This window comes from Pantoea sp. X-Soil-YNGN-775 (genome assembly GCF_059730575.1).
The window spans coordinates 980,093-1,002,460 of the sequence record NZ_AP035945.1 but is presented as its reverse complement, the minus strand read 5'-3'; the positions used below and the strand labels follow the sequence as shown (position 1 = coordinate 1,002,460).

Sequence of the window (22,368 nt, the reverse complement as noted above, 5' to 3'; positions counted from 1 at the left end):
AAGGCATTACATGCTGGTAGGCGCTGGAACCGCAGCCGACGGCGTCACCTGAGTCGGTGAGGTCGAGGGTACGCTGGTGGCTGCACCCGGCTGGGTTGGCATCGCCATAGACGGTACCGGTACCAGCAGCAGTTCAGCTTTGGTGCCGCCCTGGTTGATCACCGGCTTCACGCCTTCAGTAATAAAGGCCAGTTTGCCGTCGATAGAGATAGCGGCGCTCAGCAGAATACGCGCATTCGGCTGAATGTCGGCTGGGTTAAACGGCAGCACGAACTGGAACGGTGCCTGTTTACCTTCAGTACGCACTACGCGCTGCGACAGCACTTTCGATGGCGCATCCGCCACGGAGGCGTCAGACAGCGTAACGGTTAATACCGCATCCGGCGGCAGCGCAATACGCTGACGAATATAGACCGAACCGCTGACGTTAGGCTGCGCAATCGCCGCCTGCTGTCCTGCCACTGCCGATCCTAACGTTGGCGTTGGCACCGGTTTACCTTTGTCGGCGCATCCTGCAACAGCAACCGCCATAACTACCCCACTGAACACATGCCAGAGTTTCATTGATGTCGTCTCCTTTTGATCAAAATGATTTCGGCAGCGAATCCTGCGTACAGCGCTTCACTCGCCGTATGTGCTTAATACTGGCACAAAATCGGGATTTTGCCTGGCCGCAGCAAAGAGGAAAGTCTGATTGACGTAAACTGGTCGGATCTTTCACACTGAGCCGGTCACTATATTGAGGAATGCGCCATGAGCCAGGCACTGCAAAATCTGCTGAATTTATTAAATCTGGAAAAACTGGAAGAAGGGTTATACCGCGGCCAGAGTGAAGATCTTGGGCTGCGCCAGGTGTTTGGCGGTCAGGTAGTGGGTCAGGCGCTGTATGCGGCCAAGCAGACGGTGCCGGAAGATCGCATTATCCACTCGTTTCACAGCTACTTCCTGCGCCCCGGCGATAGCCAGAAGGCGATTATTTATGATGTCGAAACCCTGCGTGACGGCAAAAGCTTCAGCGCCCGTCGGGTCAGCGCCATTCAGAACGGTCAGCCAATTTTTTATATGACCGCCTCATTCCAGGCACCGGAAAGCGGCTTTGAACATCAGAATGCCATGCCGGAGGTTGCCGGTCCTGACAATCTGCTGTCTGAGCAGGTGATGGCGCAGAAAATGGCGCATCTGCTGCCGGAAAAACTGCGCGAGAAGTTTATCGCTGAACGGCCGCTGGAGATTCGCCCGGTGCAGCTGCACAATCCGCTCAAGGGCCACGTCGATAAACCTGAGCGTCAGGTATGGATCCGCGCCAACGGCACGCTGCCGGACGATCTGCGCATCCATCAGTATCTGCTGGGCTATGCCTCCGATCTTAACTTCCTGCCGGTGGCGCTGCAGCCGCACGGTAAAGGCTTCCTCGAGGCGGATATGCAAGTCGCCACCATCGATCACTCGATGTGGTTCCACCGCCCGTTCGACTTCAGCGAATGGCTGCTGTACAGCGTGGTCAGCACCTCCGCTTCTGGCGCGCGCGGTTTTGTCCGTGGCGAATTCTATAATCAGCAAGGCGTGCTGGTGGCGTCGACGGTGCAGGAAGGGGTAATGCGGCAGCGCAGCGAATAAAAAAAGGGGCGATCGCTCGCCCCCGATTTCACACTGTCGATGCAAACTTACTGGTTATAGGCGTTCTCGCCGTGGCTGTTAACGTCCAGTCCTTCACGCTCATGCTCTTCCGGCACGCGCAGTCCGACAATCATGTCCGCCAGTTTGAAGCCGATGAAGGCGACTACGCCAGACCAGACGATGGTCAGGCCGACGCTGAACAGCTGCACCCACACCTGATGGCCCATGGTTACGCCCTCTGCGTAGCCGACACCGCCCAGTGAAGAAGAGGCGAAGACGCCGGTCAGGATACAGCCCACGATGCCGCAGACGCCGTGCACGCCAAACACATCGCAGGGATCGTCCACCCGCAGCCATTTCTTCAGAGTGGTGACGCCCCACAGTCCGGCCAGTCCACCCACCAGACCAATAATCAACGCCCCGCCGACGCCGACGTAACCACAGGCTGGGGTGATAGCCACCAGGCCGGCAATAAAGCCAGAACAGGCGCCCAGCAGTGAAGGTTTACCGCGTACCGCCCACTCACCAAAGGTCCATGACAGCACCGCGCCTGCAGTGGCGACAACGGTATTCAGGAACGCCAGCGCCGCAATTTCGTTAGCCGCCGAGGCAGAACCGGCGTTGAAACCGAACCAGCCGACATAGAGGATGGCGGTACCGGTGAAGACCATAGGCAGATTATGCGGTTTGAACGCCTCTTTGCCGAAGCCAGCACGTTTGCCAACCAGATAAGCACCAACCAGTCCGGCAACGGCGGCATTGATGTGCACCACGGTGCCGCCAGCGAAGTCCAGCGCGCCATCCTGAGCCAGGAAGCCGCCCGCCCACACCATGTGTGCGATAGGCAGATAGGCCAGAGTCAGCCAAACGCCGACAAAAATCAGCACGGCAGAGAAGCGGATACGTTCAGCGATGGCACCGACAATCAGGCCGACGGTGATACAGGCAAACGACGCCTGGAAGGCAACGTGGATATACTGGTAGAAGCTGCCCATTACTGCGGTCAGCTGGATGTTTTTCAGCATCGCCCAGCCGAAGCCACCAAAGAAGGCGTTACCTTCACTGAAGGCCAGTGAATAGCCGTAAACCATCCACAATACGCAGACCAGTGAGAAGGTGACCGCCACCTGCGTCAGCATCGAGAGAACGTTCTTGCCGCGAATCAATCCGCCGTAAAACAGCGCAATACCTGGAATTGACATAAACAGCACCAGCGCGGTGCAAATCATCATAAATGCGTTATCAGCCTTGTCCGCAACGGCAGGTGCAGCCATCGCGAGCGATGGTAACAGTGCCAGGCTGGTGAGGCCCAACTTAGCGAAAACTTTATTCATTTTTTCCATCCCATCACAGTACTGAGTCTTAATTACAGAGCGGCTTCGTCGGTCTCGCCGGTACGAATACGAATGACGCGCTGCAGTTCAGCCACGAAAATTTTACCGTCGCCAATTTTGCCGGTGTAAGCCGCTTTGCTGATGACATCCACCACTTCGTCTAACTGATCGTCAGCGATGGCGATGTCAATTTTGACTTTAGGCAGGAAGTTCACGCTGTATTCTGCGCCACGGTACAGCTCCGCATGGCCTTTCTGACGACCAAAACCTTTTACTTCGGAGACGGTCAGCCCCTGAATGCCGATAGAAGATAACGCTTCACGCACATCCTCCAGCTTGAATGGCTTAATTACGACGGTAACCAGCTTCATTGGATCCCCTCCAGCGATTAAATGAGTGAGTCTCACGGACACGCAGGGATCTAAGCAAAGCCTGTGCCATAAATAAAAAAACCGTGGAATCAATCAACGAGGCGAGACGGGGCAAGGCGTGTTTTGTCGGGGATCAGTCAGCAGCGCAGAGAATGGCGCACCGCCAGAAAAGCGAATGCACTCCTTTGGTGCGCCAGGCATCAAAGGCGTGCATTTATACAGATTATTCTGATAAAACCGCGCAAAAAAGGTGCAACTCAGCCTGCGGTTGTTAAGGGGATGCCCGTCGCCAGATCATCGCCTACCTGCTGCAGCTGATACATCTGCCAGTAACGGCCCTGCGGCGCCAGTAATTGCGCGTGATTCCCCTGCTCGACCACCCTGCCACGATGCAGCACCAGGATGTTATCGGCTTCGGTAATGGTTGAGAGTCGGTGCGCAATCACCACCAGCGTACTGTGCTGGCGAAGGGTTCGCAGCGTTTGCTGAATCGCCTGCTCGGTGCCCGAGTCGATATTGGCTGTCGCCTCGTCGAGGATCATCACCTGCGGCAGATCGACCAGAACCCGCGCCAGCGCCAGCAGCTGCTTTTGACCCACTGACAGATTGTTGCCCTGCTCGCCGAGCCGGGTGTGAATGCCGTCAGGCAATGCGCGCGCCAGAGGGGCCAGCTGCACCTGCTCCAGCACCGTCCAGACCGCCTGTTCGCTGATGTCGCGGCCGAGCCGGACGTTAGCCAGTAGCGTATCCGCCAGCACCACCGGATCCTGCTGCACCATGGCGATCCCCCGCCGCAGCACCGCATGGCTGAGTTCACCAATCGGACGGTCATCAATGCGAATCTCACCGCGGGTAATCGGGTAGTAACCCATTAACAGATTCGCCAGGGTGCTTTTACCGCTGCCGGTATGCCCGACCAGCGCCACAAAACTGCGTGACGGCACCTCAAGATTGATCTCGCTGAGCACGTCACGATCTTCGCGATAGGCAAAACTGAGGTTTTTCAGGGTCAGACGACCGGAGGCCAGCGGCCGTGCGTCGGGTCCATACTGCTGTTGCGCCGCATCCATCAGCTCGAAGATCCGCTCGCCCGAGACCACCGCCTGCTGCAACATCGATTGCTGGGTGGTGAGCTCAATCAGCGGCTCATTCAGCCGTCCCAGATAGGTAATAAAGGCGTACAGTACCCCGACTTCAAACACGCCGGGCACCGAGAAACTGAACAGCATCAGCAATCCGCACAGCACCATGGCTGAAAACAGGCTTAACAACGGCCGCAGCAGAAAACCGTCAAGCCGCAGCGTTTCCATCCGCGCCAGATAGTGCGAACGACTCGCCTCCCCCATCCGCTCGCCAAAACGCGCCTGCTGACGAAACTGCTGGATCACGCTCATGCCGCTGATTACTTCGTTGAAGCCGTTATTGATGTCGGCCAGATAGCTGCGAACCCGGCGGGCAATGGGCGTGCTGTAACGCTGGTAAATCAGCATCACCACCAGCACCAGCGGGAAGATCATCATCGCCACCAGCGCCATACGCCAGTCGAGGCTGAACATCGCTACCATCATGGCACCTACCAGCGCCGCGCTGCGCAGTACCGTCGCCACCACCGTAACGTAGAGATCGCGGATCACTTCGGTGTCATTGGTGACGCGCGAAATAATCTGTCCGACCGGCTGGGTGTCGAAGGCGCTGAGCGGCTGGCACAGCGCGGCATTCATCACGTCGCTGCGCAAGCGCTGCACTACGCCAATGGCGGCGCGGTTAAACAGCAGTGCCTGCCAGTAGTGCAGCGCGGCCGCCAGCAGCTGCAGCAGGATAAAACTCACCACCAGCCCGGCAACCAGCCCCCACGGCATCTGATGTTTCGCCACCAGATTATCGATGAAGTAACTGACCAGCACCGGCCCGGTCACTTCGGCGGCGGCGGCAATCCATAACATGCCCACCGCCAGCGACAGGGATTTCCGCCACGGCTTGCCGTAACTTAACAGGCGCTTCAGGGTGGGCCACAAGCGGGCAGACTTAGCCATGCGGCACTCCTTTCTCATTCTCATCGTCATCCAGCGCGGCTTCCAGCTGCTGATAACGGTACATGTCGCGATACCAGCCCGGGCGATCCGCCAGCGTATCATGATCGCCACGCTGCGCGATGGTGCCATGCTGCAGCACCAGAATTTCACTGGCTTCCGTCAGCGCCGATAAACGGTGGGCGCTGATGATCAGGGTCCGGCCCCGTCCCCACTGGCGCAAATTGTGCAGTATTTCATGCTCGGTACGGCCATCTACCGCCGACAGCGCATCATCAAGCACCAGGATTTCCGCGTTCAGCAGCAGCGCGCGCGCAATCGAGATACGCTGCTTCTGCCCGCCCGACAGCATCACGCCACGCTCCCCGACCTCGGTTTCATAGCCCTGCGGCAGCCGCAGAATATCTTCGTGAACGCAGGCCAGCGTGGCGGCCTGCTCAATTTCCTGCTGGGTCGCCCCCGGTTTTCCCAGCGCGATGTTACTGGCGACGCTGTCGGAAAACAGAAACGGGGTCTGACTGACCACCGCCAGCCGGCTGCGCCAGCTGTCCAGCCGCAGCTGTGGCAGCGGAATCTGGTGATAGCGGATATCGCCCTGCTGGATATCAAAATGGCGCTGGATCAGGCTGAGCAGCGTACTTTTGCCGCTGCCGGTCGGGCCGCACAGCCCCAGCATTTCGCCAGGTTTCAGTTCGAAACTGACCTGACTCAGCACCGGACCGGCACTGGCCGGATAGTGAAATTCACGGATCGCTACCTGCAGGTTGCCCGGTTCCGGCGGCAGGGTTTTATCGCCATCTTCGACCGCTGGTGCTTCCGCCAGCAGCGCGCGGATACGGCTCCAGGCGGCGCTGCCGCGCTCGACGATGTTAAACATCCACGCCAGCGCCAGCATCGGCCAGATCATCAGGCCAAGATACATCACAAAACTGGTGAGCTGACCCAGCGTCATCTGATCGTGCCAGACCAGCCAGCTGCCGCCGCCGATTGCCAGCAGATTTGAAAAACCGATGGCGATATAGATAGTGGGATCGAAACGGGCATCCACCCGCGCCACCCGCAGGTTCTTTTCACCGGTATCGCGGGCGATGTCAGAGAACTGCTGCGACTGATGCTGTTCCAGCCCAAAGGATTTGATCATCCGGATGCTGGTCAGGCTCTCCTGCGTCTGATCGTTGAGGCTGGAGAAAGCGGCCTGCGCCACCTTAAAGCGATGGTGCAGCTGATTGCCGTAGCGATGAATGACGATCGCCATGATCGGCATCGGTACCAGTGAAAGCAGCGTCAGCTGCCAGCTGATTTGGGTGCTCATCACCAGCAGCACAACGCAGCCCATCACCAGTGAGTCGACCAGCGTCAGCACCCCTTCACCGGCGGCAAACACCACCCGATCGACATCATTAGTGGCGCGCGCAATCAGGTCACCGGTACGGTGGCGCAGGTAAAATGCGGGTTGCTGACGGCTCAGCTGGCGATAGAAATCTTCACGCAACTCGACCGCCAGCTGGTAAGAGGCACCAAACAGCAACACGCGCCAGACGTAGCGCAGCAGATAAACCACCACCGCGGTCGCCAGCATTACGCCGATCCACAGCATGATGCGGCTCATGCTCATGCTGTTTTGCGTCACGCCATCGACAATGACCCCGACCACATGCGGCGGCAACAGTTGCAGAATGGCAATAATGATCAGAAGGGTGACCGCGCCCAGATAGCGCCGCCACTCACGCAGAAAATACCAACTTAATTGACTGAATAATCGCACAACGCTGTTCTCACTCTCATGCCTTTATGGGGCGACAGGTAAGGCCGTGGTGTATTTAATCTCTTCCATGGCGAAGCTGGAGGTTACATCAATCAGGCCTGGGACGCCGTTGACTAACCGCTTGTAGAAAGCATCATAACTTTTCATGTCGGCCACCTGGATGCGCAGCAGATAATCATACTCACCGGCCATCCGGTAAAAGGCCATCACTTCCGGCATGCTATTGACCACCGAGACAAACGCCTGATACCAGTCGCGACTGTGCTGCTGGGTTTTCACAAACATAAACGCCGTCAGTGACAATCCGATTTTTTCGCCATCCAGCAACGCCACCCGAGCGCGAATAATGCCATCATCTTCAAGCTTTTTCAGACGCTTCCAGCAGGGCGTGGTAGTGAGGTTGACCGCCTCGGCTAATGCCTGCAGCGACAGGGTACAATCGCGTTGCAGCAACGCCAGCAGTTTCAGGTCAGTTTTATCTAACATTCGCCACTCCGAGAGAATGATTTTCTCCATTAGCGCTATTTTAGCGTCAATATTGCAATCTCTTTTTCCTGCTCGTGCCTTAAAATAGCCGCCACTCTCTCTGCCGGACGCCTAAGATGCACAGTTGCTGGATTCGCCACGCTATCAACGAAATTAACGCCGATTTTCAACGATCGGCTGAAACCCACCTGATCCGTTTCGATCTGGCGGATTATCCCGGCATCTGGTTTTACCTGAAAGATGAGAGCACCCATCCGAGCGGCAGCCTCAAGCACCGACTGGCGCGGTCACTGTTTCTGTATGGCCTGGCGAACGGCTGGATTAAGCAGGATACGCCAATCATTGAAGCCTCGTCAGGCAGCACTGCGGTTTCTGAGGCGTACTTCGCACGGCTGCTCGGCCTGCCGTTTATCGCGGTAATGCCCGCCAGCACGGCGAAACGGAAAATTGAGCAGATTACCTTTTATGGCGGACAGTGCCATTTCGTTGACGATCCCTGCCAGCTCTACGTTGAATCTGAACGGCTGGCGCGCGAGCTGAACGGCCACTTTATGGATCAGTTTACCTATGCCGAGCGGGCAACCGACTGGCGCGGTAACAACAACATTGCCGAAAGCATTTTTCGCCAAATGCAGCATGAGCCCTATCCGGTTCCCCATACGCTGATCATGAGCGCCGGTACCGGCGGCACGTCCGCTACGCTGGGACGTTATATCCGCTATCAGGGTTTCTCCACGAAGTTACTGGTGGTCGATCCGCAGCACTCGGTATTTTTTGATTACTGGCATCAGCGCGATGCCAGCCTGACCAGCACGCGCGGCAGCCTGATTGAAGGCATTGGCCGTCCGCGGGTAGAGCCTTCGTTTATGCCAGACGTGATTGACGAAATGATCAAAGTCCCCGATGGCGCGACGCTGGCCGCCATGCTGAAGCTGGAAAAAATTCTTGGACGCAAACCCGGTGCCTCTACCGGCACCAATTTCTGGGGCATGATGCAGGTCGCGAAACGTTTACGGGCGGCTAACCAGCAGGGCGCGCTGGTGACGCTGCTGTGTGACAGCGGCGAGCGTTATCCGGATAGCTATTATCAGCCGGAGTGGGTAGCAAAACACATCGGTGATATCACGCCGTGGCAGCGCGAACTGGAATAAAAAACCGGACGTCCTGTCCGGTACACGGCAATCCTCAGCATTCGGGGGAATACGCGAGGTGGGGTGTCGCCAGCCAGTGATTTAAATAGTGAGACACCGCCTGTGTCTCGCAATGCCCTAGTACCGGCAGATGCGGTAACGCCGCCTTTAACTGCGCCATCGCATTGCCCATGATGAAACCGTGCCCCGCCTGCGCCAGCATCTCCCGATCGTTCATCGCATCACCAAACGCCATGCAGTCTGCCAGGGTCAATGAAAGACCCGCGCAGAGCCGTGCCAGGGCGCTGCCTTTGTTGCAGTTTTTCGGCAACACCTCAAGGCAATCAGCGGCAGAGAAACAGATATTGGCCTGCTCGCCCAGCGCGGCATCCAGCTGCGTTTTTAACTGGCAGAGCGACAGATGATCATCGACAAAACAGATTTTTGTGACCTGATGTGCCGGCATAGTTTTTAAATCGCGCAGCTGATAGTGGAATCCGCTCATCTGATGAGCCGCCAGCAGGTCCGGCTGCGGACGATCGGTGAACCAGCCCCGATCGTTGAAAATATGGATGCTGGCGCGGGTCTGCCAGTGGCTGTGGATCACCTCTTCCGCCACCTGAGGCGGCAGATCCTGGGCAAACAGCAGATTACCCAGTTGATCGTGTATCCGGGTGCCGTTTCCGGTGATCAGCCACGCTGGCAGGATCATCTGTTGCCGCAGGATCTGCATCTCCAGCAGGTGACGACCGGTGGCCAGCGCCAGGTGAATGCCGCGCTGATGCAGGGCATGCAGGCTTGCCAGCGTTTGCTGGCCCAACTGATGATCGGGCAGTAACAGGGTGCCATCCATATCGAAAGCGGCTAAGCGCACCATAATCATTCCTCTGCTGTAAAGATGAGCCCTACTATTGCCTGTTAATTACGGAACTAATAGTGAATACTTTGAAAAAACTGTTCCGGGTTTACTATGCGTCAGCTTAACCGTCTTAATCAGTTTCAGCGCCTGTGGCAGCAAAGTCAGGGGGCTGCCCAGCAAACCTGCGTTGCCGAGATGGCGCGTCACTGCATCTGTAGTGAGCGCCATCTGCGTACCCTGCTGTCGCAATGGCAGCATGCTGGCTGGTTGCAATGGCACGGCGAGCCGGGTCGCGGCAAGCAGGGCCAGCTGCAGTTTCTGTGCTCGCCTGAGCAGCTGCGTCAGCAGTTACTGCAACGCCAGCTGGATGCCGGTGATACCGCCGACGCGCTGCAATTGCTGGATCTCCCGCCGGAACGGCTGATTAATATGCTGCGGCCGCTAATGGGCGGGCAGTGGCAGAACGATTCCCCGGTCCTGCGCATTCCATACTATCGTCCGCTGGAGAGCACCGAGCCGCGACAGATCACCGGCCGGGCCGAACAGCATCTGGTGCGTCAGCTCTATTCCGGGCTGACCCGTTTTGAGCAGGATGAGCCGGTCGGGGATCTGGCCCACCACTGGCAACATGATGCGTCCGCCTGCCGCTGGCTGTTCTGGTTACGCCCGCAACTGGTGTGGCATAACGACGAGCCGATTCGGGCCAATCAGCTGGTCACGCAGTTACAACAGCTGTTACAGGACCCGCGGGTCAGCACGCTGCTGGCTGAGGTGGTCGACATCGATGCGCCGCATCCGCTCGCGGTGCGGTTTACCCTGCGGCGCAGCGATTTCTGGCTGCCCCATCGTCTCGCCCACCTGCTGTGTCTGCTGCCACATCCCGACGAGGCCAGCATCGGCAGTGGTCCATGGAAACTCATGCATTTCACCCCGGAACTGGTGAGAATCGAAAGCCATCCCCGCTGGCATCTGCGTCTGCCGTTGCTGCAGGCGGTGGAGTACTGGATTACCCCACAGCTGTTTGATCCGATGCTCGGCAGCAGTTGCCGTCATCCGGTGCAGATTGCGATTGGCGACGCCAGCGATCTGAAGTCCCTGCAACCGGTTAGCAGCAGTATCAGCCTCGGCTTTTGCTATCTGCTCTGTCGGCCACGCGCCGGTTTTACGCCTGCTCAGGCACGACGGCTGTTCCAGCTGATCCAGCAAAGCGGCATTATTGCGCGCTTGCCGCTTGATGAAGGGCTGATTACCCCCAGTCAGGAGTTACTGCCAGGCTGGCCGGTGCCGCTAATTGATGCCGAATCACTGTCGCTGCCTGCCAGCCTGACGCTGTATTATCAGCTACCGGTGGAACTGCACCAGACCGCTGAGGCGCTGCGCCAGCTATTGCAGCAGCACGGCTGCACGCTGCGGGTGGTGTTTCATGAAGTTAAAAGCTGGCACAGCGTGCCGCAACTTGATGAAGCGGATATCGTGATGGGAGATCGGCTGATCGGGGATGCGCCGGTGTTTACCCTGGCTGGCTGGTTACAGCTCGACAGAGTGTGGCATCCTTTCATGTCTACCGCCCAGGGTGAAGCAGTACAAGCGCAACTGCTGACCCTGCAGCAACTGGCCGACGGTGAAGCGCGTGGCCAGGCCCTGCATCAGCTCTATCATCAGATGATGCGCGCCGGAATCCTGCTGCCGCTGTTCAATTACCGCTATCAGATTTACGCCCCACCCGGCGTTGAAGGCATTCAGCTGAACACCCTGGGCTGGTTCGATTTCAGTCGCGCCTGGATCCCGCCGCCGATTGATCGCCCGCGCAGCTGTTCAGCGGCGGAGTGAGGCATTACCATAAGCCTATAACTCACCATCGGGAAAATAGCATGAAACGCGCCGTTGTCGTTTTTAGCGGTGGACAAGATTCCACCACCTGCCTTGTTCAGGCGTTACAGCAATACGATGAAGTTCACTGTGTCACGTTCGATTATGGTCAGCGTCATCGCGAAGAGATCGAGGTAGCTCGCGAGCTGGCCATCAGGCTGGGCGCACGCGGCCATAAAGTGCTGGATGTGACAATGCTGAACGATCTGGCCGTCAGCAGCCTGACGCGGGATAACATTCCGGTTCCGACCTACGATCCCAACGCCAGCGGCTTGCCGAGCACCTTCGTACCGGGCCGCAATATCCTGTTCCTGACTCTGGCGTCGGTTTATGCCTATCAGGTTGAAGCGGAAGCGGTGATTACCGGGGTATGTGAAACCGACTTTTCCGGCTATCCCGACTGTCGCGATGAGTTTGTCAAAGCACTGAATCATGCGGTCAGCCTGGGTATGGCGCGTGAAGTCCGTTTTGAAACCCCACTGATGTGGCTGAATAAAGCTGAAACCTGGGCGCTGGCGGACTACTGGCAGCAGTTGCCGCTGGTGCGCGAGCAGACCCTGACCTGCTACAACGGCGTGAAAGGCGATGGCTGCGGTGACTGTGCCGCCTGTCATTTACGCGCCAATGGCCTGCAGGGCTACCTTAACGATCGTGCCGGCGTCATGGCCGCCATGAAGGACAAAACCGGCCTGAAGTAATCACATCAGGGCGGCAATCATGCACCGTTGCCGCCTCTGCTTCATCATGCTAAACCACGATCATGATGCGCCACGCTGCACTCAGGCACTCAGGCCATCAGGCACTCAGGCACTCAGGCACTCAGGCCATCAGGCGCATCAGTCGTTCACGCAATTCACCCTCCAGCGCGACCGCCTTCTGGGTTCGCAGATCGATGCACACAAAGGTCAGCGCGGCATCAGCAACCACTGTCTCTTCTCCCGCCAGCAACACCCGCTGGGCAATAATTCCGCTTTTACCGTTTAGCTGAGTAATCTGGCTGTCGATTGCCAGTACGTCGCCCAGCACCGCCGGACGACGATAGTTGATATTGATATTCACCACCACAAACGCCAGTTTCTGTTCCAGCAACCAGTGAAACGCCTCAACTTCTTCCAGCCATTGCCAGCGCGCCTCCTCGAGGAATTCGAGATAGCGCGCGTTGTTAACGTGCTGATAGACATCAAGATGGTAGCCGCGCACTTTGATTGTGGTCTGCATGTTTATGCTCTCCTGCTGCTGCGAGTGAACTGGTTGGACCTGTTCACTGTAGCAGAGTCGTTCTGCTACAGCAGATAAAGCATCAGAGATGCGTGGCGCTTCACAATTTCAGGCGAGCTGCATTGCGCTCCAGTAGCGAATTGCCGATACCCGGTACCTCGTTTAACTGCTGAATAGCGCTGAACGGCCCGTACTGCTCACGGTAGCTGACGATTGATTGCGCCTTCTTTAGCCCGACACCGTTCATGGCCGCAGAGAGTTGCTCGGCTGTTGCCTGATTAATACTGACCTGTTCCTGCCCGGGGACCCCTGCCGATGGCGTGGCTGGCAAAGCATTTTCCGCGACAGCGCTGCTGTCCGAAACGGGCGCAGGTGCGGCTGAAAGTGAGGTCTGGTACAACGCGCCGCCCAGCGCGAGTGAAAAATAGAGGGCACATAAAGTGGATTTAGCCATGCTGTGTTTCTCCTTGTGGTTAACAGCCGCCACAGGATGGCATCCCCGCCGTTCGGCTTCAAAAGCCAGATGACAGATATGGAAAAGGCCGCGAATGCGGCCTTTAATTATTTCAGTTGTTGCGCAGGTTCTGCGAGGCTTACTGCATTTGTGCGGCTGCGCCGTACTTAATTTTGGCCTCTTTACGCAGATTTTGCAGCAGGGCTTCAAACGTCAGCTGGGCATTATTCTGCGTTACGCCTTTGACCATTTCATCGATCTGCGCCTGCGGCATGCTGCCGGTAGTGACTTTATCTACCGCCACCAGCACCACATTGCCCTGCATATCTTCGCTCACGCCCCACGACGGTTTATTCTCCGTCGGCTGTGGCAGATTGAAAGCCGCCTGTGCAACCGGATCCTGGGCATTACGATCGACCGTTTTAGCGGCGCTCAGGGTCAGACCTGCGGCAGTTAACGCATCCTGTTTACCGGCTTTCAGATCGGCCAGCAGCTTATCAGCCTGCGATTTCGCCTGCTGGGTAGCTTTATCGTGTTTCAGGGTGTCAGCAATCTGCGTTTTAACCTGATCCAGCGGCTTCACTGCTTCCGGCTTATGCTCGCTGACGCGCAGCACAAAAGCGCGGTCACCATCGACGCTGATGATGTCAGAGTTGTTGCCCGGCGCACCATTCTGCCCTACCAGCCCACCGTTAAAGATCGCCTGTTTCACCGCGTCGAAGTCGAGTTCCTTCGGCAGCGCATCCTGGCTGAACCAGCCGGTTTCTTTGGCTTTCAGGCCAGAAACCTGCTCGGCACCCGCCAGCGATTCGTTATCGTTGCTGGCCGCTTCGCTGACTTTCTGCTGCAGTTTATAGAAGGCATCGACGCCCTTCTCCTGCTTCACTTTCGCCGCAATGGTATCACGGACTTCATCCAGCGGTTTAACCTGCTCTGGCTGGATATCGTCGAGACGCACAATCAGGAAACCGACAGAGGATTTAATCACCCCGGACATCTGGCCTTTTTCGGTCAGACCGGCATTCTTCAGCTCATCTGGCGTGGTCGCAGGTTCCAGCCAGCCCATATCCCCGCCTTTACGCGCCGAGATCGGGTCGATGGATTTACTTTTCGCCAGTTCAGTGAAGCTGGCGCCGCCTTTCAGCTGGGTCAGCAACGCATTGGCGTCCGCTTCCGTTTTGGTCTGAATCACACTGTAGCGATTACGTTGCGGCTGGGTATAATCAGCTTTGTGCTGGTCGTACCAGGCCTGAATATCGGCCTCGCTGGCATCCTGTTGCATGCTGGCTGCATCCATCAGGATGTAGCTGACACGGAACTGCTCCGGCGCCATGAAGCTGGTTTTATGCTGCTGGTAATACTGATTTATCTCGTCATCAGTCACGGTCTGCTTAGCCGCCAGAGCATTGACGTCGAGGGTCGCCTGACGAATAACACGCTGTTGTGAAACCAGCTCCACCAGTTTGCTGGTTTCGCCCTTAAGCATGAAGTCGGTGTTTGCCACCGCATTGATCAGTTGCTGATTAGAGAGCTGCTTACGCAGCGCTTCAGCATACTGGTCGGCAGAAAAGCCCATGTTGCCGATCAGACCAAGATATTTGGCATTATCAAATTTGCCGTTGGTCTGGAAAGCCTGCTGATTAAAAATCGCCTGCTTCACCTGATCGTCACTGATGCTGAGATGCAAATCTCTGATGTAGCTGTCGAGCAGGGCCTGATCGACTAACTGCGACAGCGCCTGCTGGCGGATCTGCTGCATGTAGCCATCGTTACTGGCCAGCTGAGAAAATTGATCGCCCAGCATCTGCTGCTGACGACTGCGCTCGCTGTTGAACGCCTGTTCCAGCTGTGCCCGGCTGATTTCCTGACCGTTAACTTTGGCCGCATAATCGTTGTTGCCGCCAATCAGATAGTTGCCAACGCCGGTCAGCACAAAGGAGAGGATAATCAACCCCAAAATAATCTTGAGCACGACATGGTTCGACGCCGCGCGTAAATTGTCCATCATGGTATGACAACACTCCGCTGTAGTGTGAATGTAAAGCTCGGGCGCAATACGCCGTATCCTGACGCATCACGCAGCTGCAGACTTCGCTGTCAGCCTCAATCCGGCTCCGGTCCATATTATGGCCTGATTATCGCCGGTTAAAACAAAAAAGGCACATCTGATTGATGTGCCCGTATGTTACATGAGAACGCGTTAACCGTCCTCTGATCCACTGAAGAAAATACGTCAATGAACGTTTTCGTTGTTATTAATTGACTGCGTCTTTCAAGGCTTTACCAGCACGGAAGCCCGGGACTTTACCGGCCGGAATGGTAATCTCTTTGCCGGTTTGTGGGTTGCGGCCAGTGCGTGCAGCACGCTCGCGCACGGAGAAAGTGCCGAAACCGACCAGCGCTACTTCGTCGCCGCCTTTCAGCGCGTCAGAAACAGAACCCATGAATGCATCTAAAACACGTCCCGCTGCTGCTTTAGAAATATCAGCATCCGCAGCAATTTTGTCGATCAACTGTGACTTATTCACTCTCTTCATCCCCTCTTTTATTATTTCACATCGTACCCGCGCTTCCCGCCGGTTACGCACGCGCAGCAAGTTATATCAAGCCTGTGGAGTCGAAACAACGGAATTCCTCTGAGAACACCGCGTCGGCAGCCACCTAAATTAGCGGCACAAAAAAAAGCTGGCAAGCGCCAATTGCCTTGCCAGCTTCGCTTTTTAACGGTTTATGCCGTTAATCACTATTTTGCGGTCGCAACCTGCATACCGTACGGCGCATTTTCCAGTGCCAGATTCAGCACTTCTTCGATGCGTTTTACCGGATGGATGTCGAGATCGGCAATCACATTCTGTGGAATCTCTTCCAGATCGCGTTTGTTGTCGTCCGGGATCAGGACCGTTTTAATGCCACCGCGGTGGGCTGCCAGCAGCTTCTCTTTCAGTCCGCCAATCGGCAGTACCTGTCCGCGCAGGGTGATTTCACCGGTCATGGCGACATCAGCACGCACCGGGTTACCGGTCAGACAGGAGACCAGCGCGGTACACATTGCAATACCAGCGCTTGGACCATCTTTCGGCGTTGCCCCTTCCGGAACGTGAACGTGGATATCACGTTTTTCGTAGAAGTCGCCGTTGATGCCCAGCTTCTCGGCACGCGCACGCACCACGGTCAAGGCAGCCTGGATCGACTCCTGCATTACCTCCCCCAGTGAACCGGTATAGGTCAGCTTACCTTTACCCGGTACGCAGGCGGTTTCAATCGTCAGCAGATCGCCACCCACTTCGGTCCACGCCAGACCGGTTACCTGGCCCACGCGGTTTTCACTGTCGGCACGACCGTAGTCGAAACGCTGCACCCCAAGGAAATCCTTCAGGTTTTCACCATTGATGGTGATGTGCTTTTTCGTCTTGTCCATCAGCAGCGACTTGACCGCTTTACGGCACAGTTTCGACAGCTCACGCTCAAGGCTACGCACCCCGGCTTCGCGGGTGTAGTAACGAATAATACCGACAATCGCACTGTCTTCGACCGTGATCTCATGGGCTTTCAGCGCGTTACGCTCAATCTGTTTCGGCAGCAGATGCTGTTTGGCGATGTTCAGTTTTTCATCTTCGGTATAACCCGACAGACGAATGACTTCCATACGGTCCAGCAGCGGTGCCGGAATGTTCATGGAGTTCGACGTCGCCACGAACATCACATCTGACAGGTCATAATCGACTTCCAGATAGTGATCGTTGAACGCAATGTTCTGTTCTGGATCAAGAACTTCCAGCAATGCTGAAGCCGGATCGCCACGCATGTCGGATGACATTTTGTCAATCTCATCCAGCAGGAACAGCGGGTTTTTAACCCCAACTTTGGCCATTTTCTGGATCAGCTTGCCCGGCATCGAACCGATATAGGTTCGACGGTGACCGCGGATCTCGGCTTCGTCACGCACGCCGCCCAGCGCCATACGCACATATTTACGTCCGGTCGCTTTGGCGATCGACTGACCGAGGGAGGTTTTACCTACCCCTGGCGGTCCGACCAGGCAGAGGATCGGACCTTTAATTTTGCTGACGCGACTCTGCACCGCAAGATACTCAAGGATACGATCCTTCACGCGCTCAAGGCCGTAATGGTCGATATCCAGCGTCTCCTGGGCTTTACGCAGATCTTTTTTGACTTTGCTGCGCGCATTCCACGGAACCTGCACCATCCAGTCGATATAGCCACGCACTACGGTCGCTTCCGCTGACATCGGAGACATCATCTTCAACTTCTGCAGCTCAGCTTCAGCTTTTTCACGCGCCTCTTCCGGCATTTTCGCCGCGTCGATTTTGCGTTTTAACGCTTCGTACTCGTCAGGCGCATCGTCCATCTCGCCCAGCTCTTTCTGAATCGCCTTCATCTGCTCATTCAGATAGTACTCACGCTGGCTCTTTTCCATCTGCTTTTTGACGCGGTTGCGAATGCGCTTCTCAACCTGCAGCAGATCGATTTCAGACTCCATCATCGCCATCAGATATTCCAGACGTTCGTTAACGTCGGACATCTCCAGCACAGACTGTTTGTCTGCCAGTTTTAACGGCATATGTGCAGCGACGGTGTCAGCCAGACGGGCCGCATCGTCAATGTTGTTCAGCGAGGTTAAAACCTCAGGCGGGATCTTTTTATTAAGTTTGATGTAGCCTTCAAACTGATTGATTGCGGTGCGCACCAGCACTTCCTGCTCGCGCTCTTCAATCTCTGGCGACACCAGATATTCAGCCTCGGCCACAAAATGATCACCATTATCCGCCAGCGTGGTGATGTGGGCGCGCTGCAAACCTTCGACCAGCACTTTAACCGTACCGTCCGGCAGTTTCAGCATTTGCAATACAGACGCAACGGTCCCTACCGAGAAGAGATCGTTAATGCCAGGTTCATCCGTTGAAGCCTCTTTCTGTGCGACCAGCATGATTTTTTTATCATGATCCATTGCGGCTTCGAGGCACCGAATTGATTTTTCCCGGCCAACAAACAACGGAATTACCATGTGCGGATAAACCACCACGTCGCGCAGCGGCAACACGGGGATTTCAATGCGTTCAGAACGCTCAGGATTCATAGAGCTCTCTCTTAGTTTAATGTCCGCCAGGTGATGGGAACCGCATCAGGCAGGTATGCAGTTAAACCCACAGGTATCTGAGTATATGGGGATGATCGTCCGACATTCAACGTCACAGAGGCGAGAAAAGCAAAAGGGGAAACATTTTCCCCTTTTTTAAGATGACAACCTGGATGATTTGTTTATTTATTCGCCAGAAGCCTGCGCTTCGTGCTTACCGTAAATCAGCATCGGCTCAGACTGGCCTTCAATAACTGATTCATCAATCACCACTTTTTCGACATCATCCATCGACGGCAGGTCGTACATCGTTTCCAGCAACGCCCCTTCGACGATTGAACGTAAACCACGTGCGCCGGTTTTACGTGACATCGCTTTTTTAGCGATAGCGGTTAACGCCTCGTCACGGAACTCCAGCTCAACGCCTTCCAGGTTAAACAGCGCCTGGTACTGTTTGGTCAGAGCGTTTTTCGGTTCACGCAGAATCTGAATCAGCGCTTCTTCACTCAGTTCGCTCAGGGTAGCAACTACCGGCAGACGACCGATGAATTCGGGGATCAGACCAAACTTGATCAAATCTTCCGGTTCACACTGTGAAAGCAGTTCACCTTCGGTGGCTTTCTGCGATTTGCCTTTTACGGTGGCGCCGAAACCGATACCCGATCCGGTCTCCACACGCTGGGCAATCACTTTATCCAGTCCGGCGAATGCGCCGCCGCAGATAAACAGAATCTTAGAGGTATCAACCTGCAAGAATTCCTGCTGCGGATGCTTACGTCCACCCTGCGGTGGAACGGCAGCCACGGTGCCTTCAATCAGCTTCAGTAATGCCTGCTGCACGCCTTCACCTGAAACGTCACGGGTAATCGACGGGTTATCAGACTTACGTGAGATCTTGTCGATTTCATCGATATAAACGATGCCGCGCTGCGCTTTCTGCACGTCATAATCGCACTTCTGCAGCAGTTTCTGGATGATGTTTTCCACATCTTCACCCACGTAACCGGCTTCGGTCAGCGTGGTGGCGTCAGCCATGGTGAACGGCACATCCAGCAAGCGTGCCAGCGTTTCTGCCAGCAGCGTTTTACCGCTACCGGTCGGGCCAATCAGCAGAATGTTACTTTTGCCCAGTTCGATGCCATTGCTGGTATCGCCGTTGCGCAGGCGTTTGTAGTGGTTATACACCGCCACAGCCAGCACTTTCTTCGCCTTTTCCTGGCCGATTACATAATCATCGAGGTGATGGCGAATTTCATGCGGTGTAGGCAGCGCGCTACGTTCGCGATGCGGGGCAACTTCTTTAATCTCTTCGCGAATGATGTCGTTACACAGATCAACACACTCATCGCAGATATACACTGACGGCCCGGCAATCAGCTTTCGCACTTCATGCTGGCTTTTGCCGCAAAAAGAGCAGTACAGCAACTTTCCTGAACCGTCTTTGCGCTTATCTGTCATCAGTTAACCTCTTCTTGTTCTCAGGCCATACCGGCGTACGGCGCTGGCCGTGCGGAGACGGCCGAAATTCATTCAACCCAAACTGGTACCCTTATCCCGTTAACTATAGCGTAAGGACAAGGGTAAGTCGGGTCTTATTCTCGATGCGTCAGAATTGAATCGACTAATCCATACTCTACCGCTTCACTCGCCGAGAGGAAACGGTCACGCTCGGTATCACGCTCAATTTCTTCCAGCGTTTTACCGGTATGCTCAGCCATCAGTTCGTTCATACGCTGCTTAACTTTCAGGATTTCACGCGCATGGATTTCAATGTCTGACGCCTGACCCTGATAGCCACCCAGTGGCTGGTGGATCATCACGCGGGAATTTGGCAGGCAGAAACGCTTACCTTTGGTGCCCGCAGTCAGCAGGAAGGCGCCCATAGAGCAGGCCTGTCCCATACAGATGGTGCTGACATCTGGTTTGATAAATTTCATGGTGTCGTAGATCGACATCCCGGCGGTAATCACCCCGCCTGGCGAGTTGATGTAGAGATAGATATCTTTTTCCGGGTTCTCTGCTTCCAGAAACAGCATCTGCGCCACGATCAGATTGGCCATGTGATCTTCAACCTGGCCGGTCAGAAAGATGACGCGCTCTTTGAGCAGACGGGAGTAAATGTCGTAAGAACGCTCACCGCGCGAAGTTTGTTCGACCACCATTGGCACCAGCGCATTGTGCGGTGCAGTATATTCACGATCGCCACTGTATGACATTACCGTCTCCTGGATAAATTTCATTGGCAACATTCTGTACCGATTCTACGTAAGACGAGCGGAAAAAACCACGCTCAGCCTGTTTCCGACACCTCAGGACGGCTAATCAGTCAGCATAACTGTTTTCTTGCATACTCCCTGTATCTGGGGATGCTGCCCAGTTGTTTCAAGCATAACAACCTTTTCTTCAATCGCTAACCCGGAAAAAGCGATGCGTGAATAATTTGCCGAATAATTAGGCAAATAGCGACAAAGAGTGTGCGCTCAAACGCGAAACACAAAAAAGCCCGCGACTTTTCAGTCACGGGCTTAGCACAGACGGTTAAATCGGTGATCAGGCCTGAGCGGTCTGATTCATCAGATCCTGGAAGTTGGTCTCTTTCTCGGTTACTTTGGCTTTCGCCAGCACCGCTTCAACCGCTTGCTCTTCCAGTGCGACGTTGCGCATGTTGTTCATCAGCTCGTTATTTTTGCTGTAGAACTCGATCACTTCCTGCGGATCTTCATACGCAGACGCCATCTCTTCGATCAGCGCGTTAACGCGGGCTTCGTCAGCTTTCAGCTCGTGGGTACGAATCACTTCGCCCAGCAGCAGGCCAACAACGACACGGCGTTTCGCCTGCTCTTCAAACAGTTCGCGTGGCAGTTCCAGCGCTTGCTGCTCGTTGCCGCCGAAACGCTGCGCAGCCTGGCGACGCAGTACGTCGATTTCGCTGTCGATCAGGGCTGCGGGCACGTCGATGTCGTTCGCCGCGACCAGACCGTCAATCGCCTGAGTTTTCACGCGGTTGCGGATTGCGCCTTTCAGCTCACGATCCATGTTCTTACGCACTTCAGTACGCAGACCGGCAACAGAACCATCTTCAACGCCGAAACGCTTGATGAACTCTTCGGTCAGTTCTGGCAGTTCACGCGTCTCAACTTTCTTCAGCACGATCTCGAACTTCGCGTCTTTGCCTTTCAGGTTTTCCGCGTGGTAGTCGTCCGGGAATTTCACGTCGATAGTGAAAGTCTCGCCCGCTTTGTGACCCACAACGCCTTCTTCAAAGCCTGGGATCATGCGGCCCTGGCCCATTGCCAGTACGAAATCAGAGGCTTTTCCGCCTTCGAATTCTTCACCGTCAACGGAACCGTTGAAATCGATAGTGGCACGATCTTCCGGACCGGCTGCTGCATCGCTTTCGATCCAGTTAGCCTGCTGCTTGCGCAGGGTGTCCAGCATGGTGTCAACATCAGCATCAGTCACTTCAACCACTGGTTTTTCGACTTCGATGTTTTCCAGGCCTTTCAGCTCAACTTCTGGGTAAACTTCGAATTCAACCGCGTAGGTGAAATCCTGACCTTCTTTGTATTCGCCCGGCACATAGTTTGGTGCGCCAGCCGGATTGATCTTCTCTTTGATGATGGCGTCAACGAAGTTACGCGTCATCAGATCGCCCAGCACGTCCTGGCGGACAGAAGCGCCGTAACGCTGCGCAACGATGTTCATCGGCACTTTGCCTTTACGGAAACCATCGATGCGGACTTTCCTGGCAACGTCAACCAGTTCTTTTTTTACAGCGCTTTCGATGCTGTCAGCAGCGACAGTAATCGTAATGCGACGGCCCAGGCCCTGAGTGGTTTCTACAGAAACTTGCATCTTGTTACCTCAAAAAATCACGTGCTCGGTCAACTTCAGACACCACACATAGTGAAATGCGCCGTATCCAACAACCGGGACGGCTTCCGTGAAGAGAACCTGATCCCTGTTACCAGAAGCGTCCCGAAGACATTCCGGAAAAATAGACGCAGCATTATAGCGACATCGCCGGAATGAGTCGAGGACGCTAACTCACCACTTTTCAGCAGCTTTGCTGCTTTTTTGAGCCGGGGATCGCGTTTCTGGCTAAATAAGCCAAAAAAAACGGCCCGCAGGCCGTTT

Annotated in this window: 19 protein-coding genes; 4 read left to right on the top strand and 15 right to left on the bottom strand. The window is 55.5% G+C overall.

Features of this window, described 5'->3' with window-relative positions:
• Positions 1-6: 6 nt before the first annotated feature.
• Complete coding sequence (locus tag AC6I8I_RS04550) at positions 7-564, bottom strand: YbaY family lipoprotein (protein WP_312053425.1); 558 nt, start codon at positions 562-564, stop codon at positions 7-9.
• Positions 565-753: 189 nt separating this feature from the next.
• Here AC6I8I_RS04550 and tesB point away from each other — a divergent pair, with 189 nt between their 5' ends.
• On the top strand, positions 754-1,617 hold the full coding sequence (gene tesB / locus AC6I8I_RS04545) for an acyl-CoA thioesterase II (protein WP_031374662.1): 864 nt from the start codon (positions 754-756) through the stop codon (positions 1,615-1,617).
• Between the two features lie 47 nt (positions 1,618-1,664).
• Here the strand turns inward: tesB and amtB are convergent, their stop codons facing one another.
• The 5 genes from amtB to AC6I8I_RS04520 all read right to left on the bottom strand — a co-directional run bounded on the left by amtB (position 1,665) and on the right by AC6I8I_RS04520 (position 7,603).
• The gene (gene amtB / locus AC6I8I_RS04540; protein WP_069727946.1) at positions 1,665-2,951 is read right to left on the bottom strand and encodes an ammonium transporter AmtB; all 1,287 of its coding nucleotides are present in this window, start codon (positions 2,949-2,951) and stop codon (positions 1,665-1,667) included.
• Positions 2,952-2,983: 32 nt separating this feature from the next.
• Positions 2,984-3,322, bottom strand: coding sequence for a P-II family nitrogen regulator (glnK, locus tag AC6I8I_RS04535; RefSeq protein ID WP_003850469.1), 339 nt, complete (start codon positions 3,320-3,322; stop codon positions 2,984-2,986).
• 257 nt (positions 3,323-3,579) lie between these two features.
• Entirely contained in the window at positions 3,580-5,355 is a 1,776-nt protein-coding gene (locus AC6I8I_RS04530; protein ID WP_497828364.1) for a SmdB family multidrug efflux ABC transporter permease/ATP-binding protein, read from the bottom strand.
• Positions 5,348-7,117, bottom strand: a complete 1,770-nt coding sequence (locus AC6I8I_RS04525) for a SmdA family multidrug ABC transporter permease/ATP-binding protein (RefSeq protein ID WP_312053420.1) — start codon at positions 7,115-7,117, stop codon at positions 5,348-5,350. The genes AC6I8I_RS04530 and AC6I8I_RS04525 overlap by 8 nt, the downstream gene beginning before the upstream one ends.
• 24 nt (positions 7,118-7,141) lie before the next feature.
• Positions 7,142-7,603 (bottom strand): Lrp/AsnC family transcriptional regulator, encoded by a 462-nt coding sequence (locus AC6I8I_RS04520; RefSeq protein WP_031374666.1) that lies wholly within the window; start codon positions 7,601-7,603, stop codon positions 7,142-7,144.
• Between the two features lie 116 nt (positions 7,604-7,719).
• On the opposite strand from AC6I8I_RS04520, the gene AC6I8I_RS04515 reads away from it, so the two are divergent.
• Positions 7,720-8,754, top strand: a complete 1,035-nt coding sequence (locus AC6I8I_RS04515) for a PLP-dependent cysteine synthase family protein (protein WP_031374667.1) — start codon at positions 7,720-7,722, stop codon at positions 8,752-8,754.
• 34 nt (positions 8,755-8,788) lie between these two features.
• On the opposite strand, the gene cof is transcribed toward AC6I8I_RS04515, so the two are convergent.
• On the bottom strand, positions 8,789-9,610 hold the full coding sequence (cof, locus tag AC6I8I_RS04510) for an HMP-PP phosphatase (RefSeq protein ID WP_312053416.1): 822 nt from the start codon (positions 9,608-9,610) through the stop codon (positions 8,789-8,791).
• A gap of 93 nt (positions 9,611-9,703) precedes the next feature.
• Here cof and AC6I8I_RS04505 point away from each other — a divergent pair, with 93 nt between their 5' ends.
• Positions 9,704-11,422, top strand: coding sequence for an SgrR family transcriptional regulator (locus tag AC6I8I_RS04505; protein ID WP_312758274.1), 1,719 nt, complete (start codon positions 9,704-9,706; stop codon positions 11,420-11,422).
• A gap of 41 nt (positions 11,423-11,463) precedes the next feature.
• The gene (queC, locus tag AC6I8I_RS04500; protein WP_497828363.1) at positions 11,464-12,159 is read left to right on the top strand and encodes a 7-cyano-7-deazaguanine synthase QueC; all 696 of its coding nucleotides are present in this window, start codon (positions 11,464-11,466) and stop codon (positions 12,157-12,159) included.
• Between the two features lie 121 nt (positions 12,160-12,280).
• Here queC and AC6I8I_RS04495 read toward each other — a convergent pair whose 3' ends face one another.
• From AC6I8I_RS04495 to tig, 8 genes are all read right to left on the bottom strand, one after another.
• Positions 12,281-12,679, bottom strand: a complete 399-nt coding sequence (locus AC6I8I_RS04495; RefSeq protein WP_312758276.1) for a YbgC/FadM family acyl-CoA thioesterase — start codon at positions 12,677-12,679, stop codon at positions 12,281-12,283.
• 100 nt (positions 12,680-12,779) lie between these two features.
• Complete coding sequence (locus AC6I8I_RS04490; protein ID WP_312053410.1) at positions 12,780-13,133, bottom strand: helix-hairpin-helix domain-containing protein; 354 nt, start codon at positions 13,131-13,133, stop codon at positions 12,780-12,782.
• Positions 13,134-13,272: 139 nt separating this feature from the next.
• Complete coding sequence (ppiD, locus tag AC6I8I_RS04485; RefSeq protein ID WP_497828362.1) at positions 13,273-15,141, bottom strand: peptidylprolyl isomerase; 1,869 nt, start codon at positions 15,139-15,141, stop codon at positions 13,273-13,275.
• Positions 15,142-15,388: 247 nt separating this feature from the next.
• The gene (gene hupB / locus AC6I8I_RS04480; protein WP_014606441.1) at positions 15,389-15,661 is read right to left on the bottom strand and encodes a nucleoid-associated protein HU-beta; all 273 of its coding nucleotides are present in this window, start codon (positions 15,659-15,661) and stop codon (positions 15,389-15,391) included.
• Between the two features lie 215 nt (positions 15,662-15,876).
• Positions 15,877-18,231, bottom strand: a complete 2,355-nt coding sequence (gene lon, locus AC6I8I_RS04475) for an endopeptidase La (RefSeq protein WP_312053406.1) — start codon at positions 18,229-18,231, stop codon at positions 15,877-15,879.
• Between the two features lie 186 nt (positions 18,232-18,417).
• Positions 18,418-19,689 carry an ATP-dependent protease ATP-binding subunit ClpX gene (gene clpX / locus AC6I8I_RS04470; RefSeq protein ID WP_031374674.1) on the bottom strand — a complete coding sequence of 424 codons (1,272 nt, stop codon included), beginning with the start codon at positions 19,687-19,689 and terminating at the stop codon, positions 18,418-18,420.
• 134 nt (positions 19,690-19,823) lie between these two features.
• On the bottom strand, positions 19,824-20,447 hold the full coding sequence (gene clpP, locus AC6I8I_RS04465; RefSeq protein ID WP_031374675.1) for an ATP-dependent Clp endopeptidase proteolytic subunit ClpP: 624 nt from the start codon (positions 20,445-20,447) through the stop codon (positions 19,824-19,826).
• 334 nt (positions 20,448-20,781) lie between these two features.
• Positions 20,782-22,086, bottom strand: a complete 1,305-nt coding sequence (gene tig, locus AC6I8I_RS04460) for a trigger factor (RefSeq protein ID WP_312758281.1) — start codon at positions 22,084-22,086, stop codon at positions 20,782-20,784.
• Positions 22,087-22,368 lie beyond the last annotated feature (282 nt).

Excerpts from the sequence above, each read along its gene's own strand:
- clpX (WP_031374674.1), bottom strand. The coding sequence starts at position 19,689 with ATGACAGATAAGCGCAAAGACGGTTCAGGAAAGTTGCTGTACTGCTCT.
- ppiD (WP_497828362.1), bottom strand. The coding sequence starts at position 15,141 with ATGATGGACAATTTACGCGCGGCGTCGAACCATGTCGTGCTCAAGATT.
- tesB (WP_031374662.1), top strand. The coding sequence starts at position 754 with ATGAGCCAGGCACTGCAAAATCTGCTGAATTTATTAAATCTGGAAAAA.
- AC6I8I_RS04550 (WP_312053425.1), bottom strand. The coding sequence starts at position 564 with ATGAAACTCTGGCATGTGTTCAGTGGGGTAGTTATGGCGGTTGCTGTT.
- AC6I8I_RS04495 (WP_312758276.1), bottom strand. The coding sequence starts at position 12,679 with ATGCAGACCACAATCAAAGTGCGCGGCTACCATCTTGATGTCTATCAG.
- amtB (WP_069727946.1), bottom strand. The coding sequence starts at position 2,951 with ATGAATAAAGTTTTCGCTAAGTTGGGCCTCACCAGCCTGGCACTGTTA.
- AC6I8I_RS04530 (WP_497828364.1), bottom strand. The coding sequence starts at position 5,355 with ATGGCTAAGTCTGCCCGCTTGTGGCCCACCCTGAAGCGCCTGTTAAGT.
- lon (WP_312053406.1), bottom strand. The coding sequence starts at position 18,231 with ATGAATCCTGAGCGTTCTGAACGCATTGAAATCCCCGTGTTGCCGCTG.
- queC (WP_497828363.1), top strand. The coding sequence starts at position 11,464 with ATGAAACGCGCCGTTGTCGTTTTTAGCGGTGGACAAGATTCCACCACC.
- tig (WP_312758281.1), bottom strand. The coding sequence starts at position 22,086 with ATGCAAGTTTCTGTAGAAACCACTCAGGGCCTGGGCCGTCGCATTACG.
- AC6I8I_RS04490 (WP_312053410.1), bottom strand. The coding sequence starts at position 13,133 with ATGGCTAAATCCACTTTATGTGCCCTCTATTTTTCACTCGCGCTGGGC.
- AC6I8I_RS04520 (WP_031374666.1), bottom strand. The coding sequence starts at position 7,603 with ATGTTAGATAAAACTGACCTGAAACTGCTGGCGTTGCTGCAACGCGAT.
- cof (WP_312053416.1), bottom strand. The coding sequence starts at position 9,610 with ATGGTGCGCTTAGCCGCTTTCGATATGGATGGCACCCTGTTACTGCCC.
- glnK (WP_003850469.1), bottom strand. The coding sequence starts at position 3,322 with ATGAAGCTGGTTACCGTCGTAATTAAGCCATTCAAGCTGGAGGATGTG.
- AC6I8I_RS04505 (WP_312758274.1), top strand. The coding sequence starts at position 9,704 with ATGCGTCAGCTTAACCGTCTTAATCAGTTTCAGCGCCTGTGGCAGCAA.
- clpP (WP_031374675.1), bottom strand. The coding sequence starts at position 20,447 with ATGTCATACAGTGGCGATCGTGAATATACTGCACCGCACAATGCGCTG.
- AC6I8I_RS04515 (WP_031374667.1), top strand. The coding sequence starts at position 7,720 with ATGCACAGTTGCTGGATTCGCCACGCTATCAACGAAATTAACGCCGAT.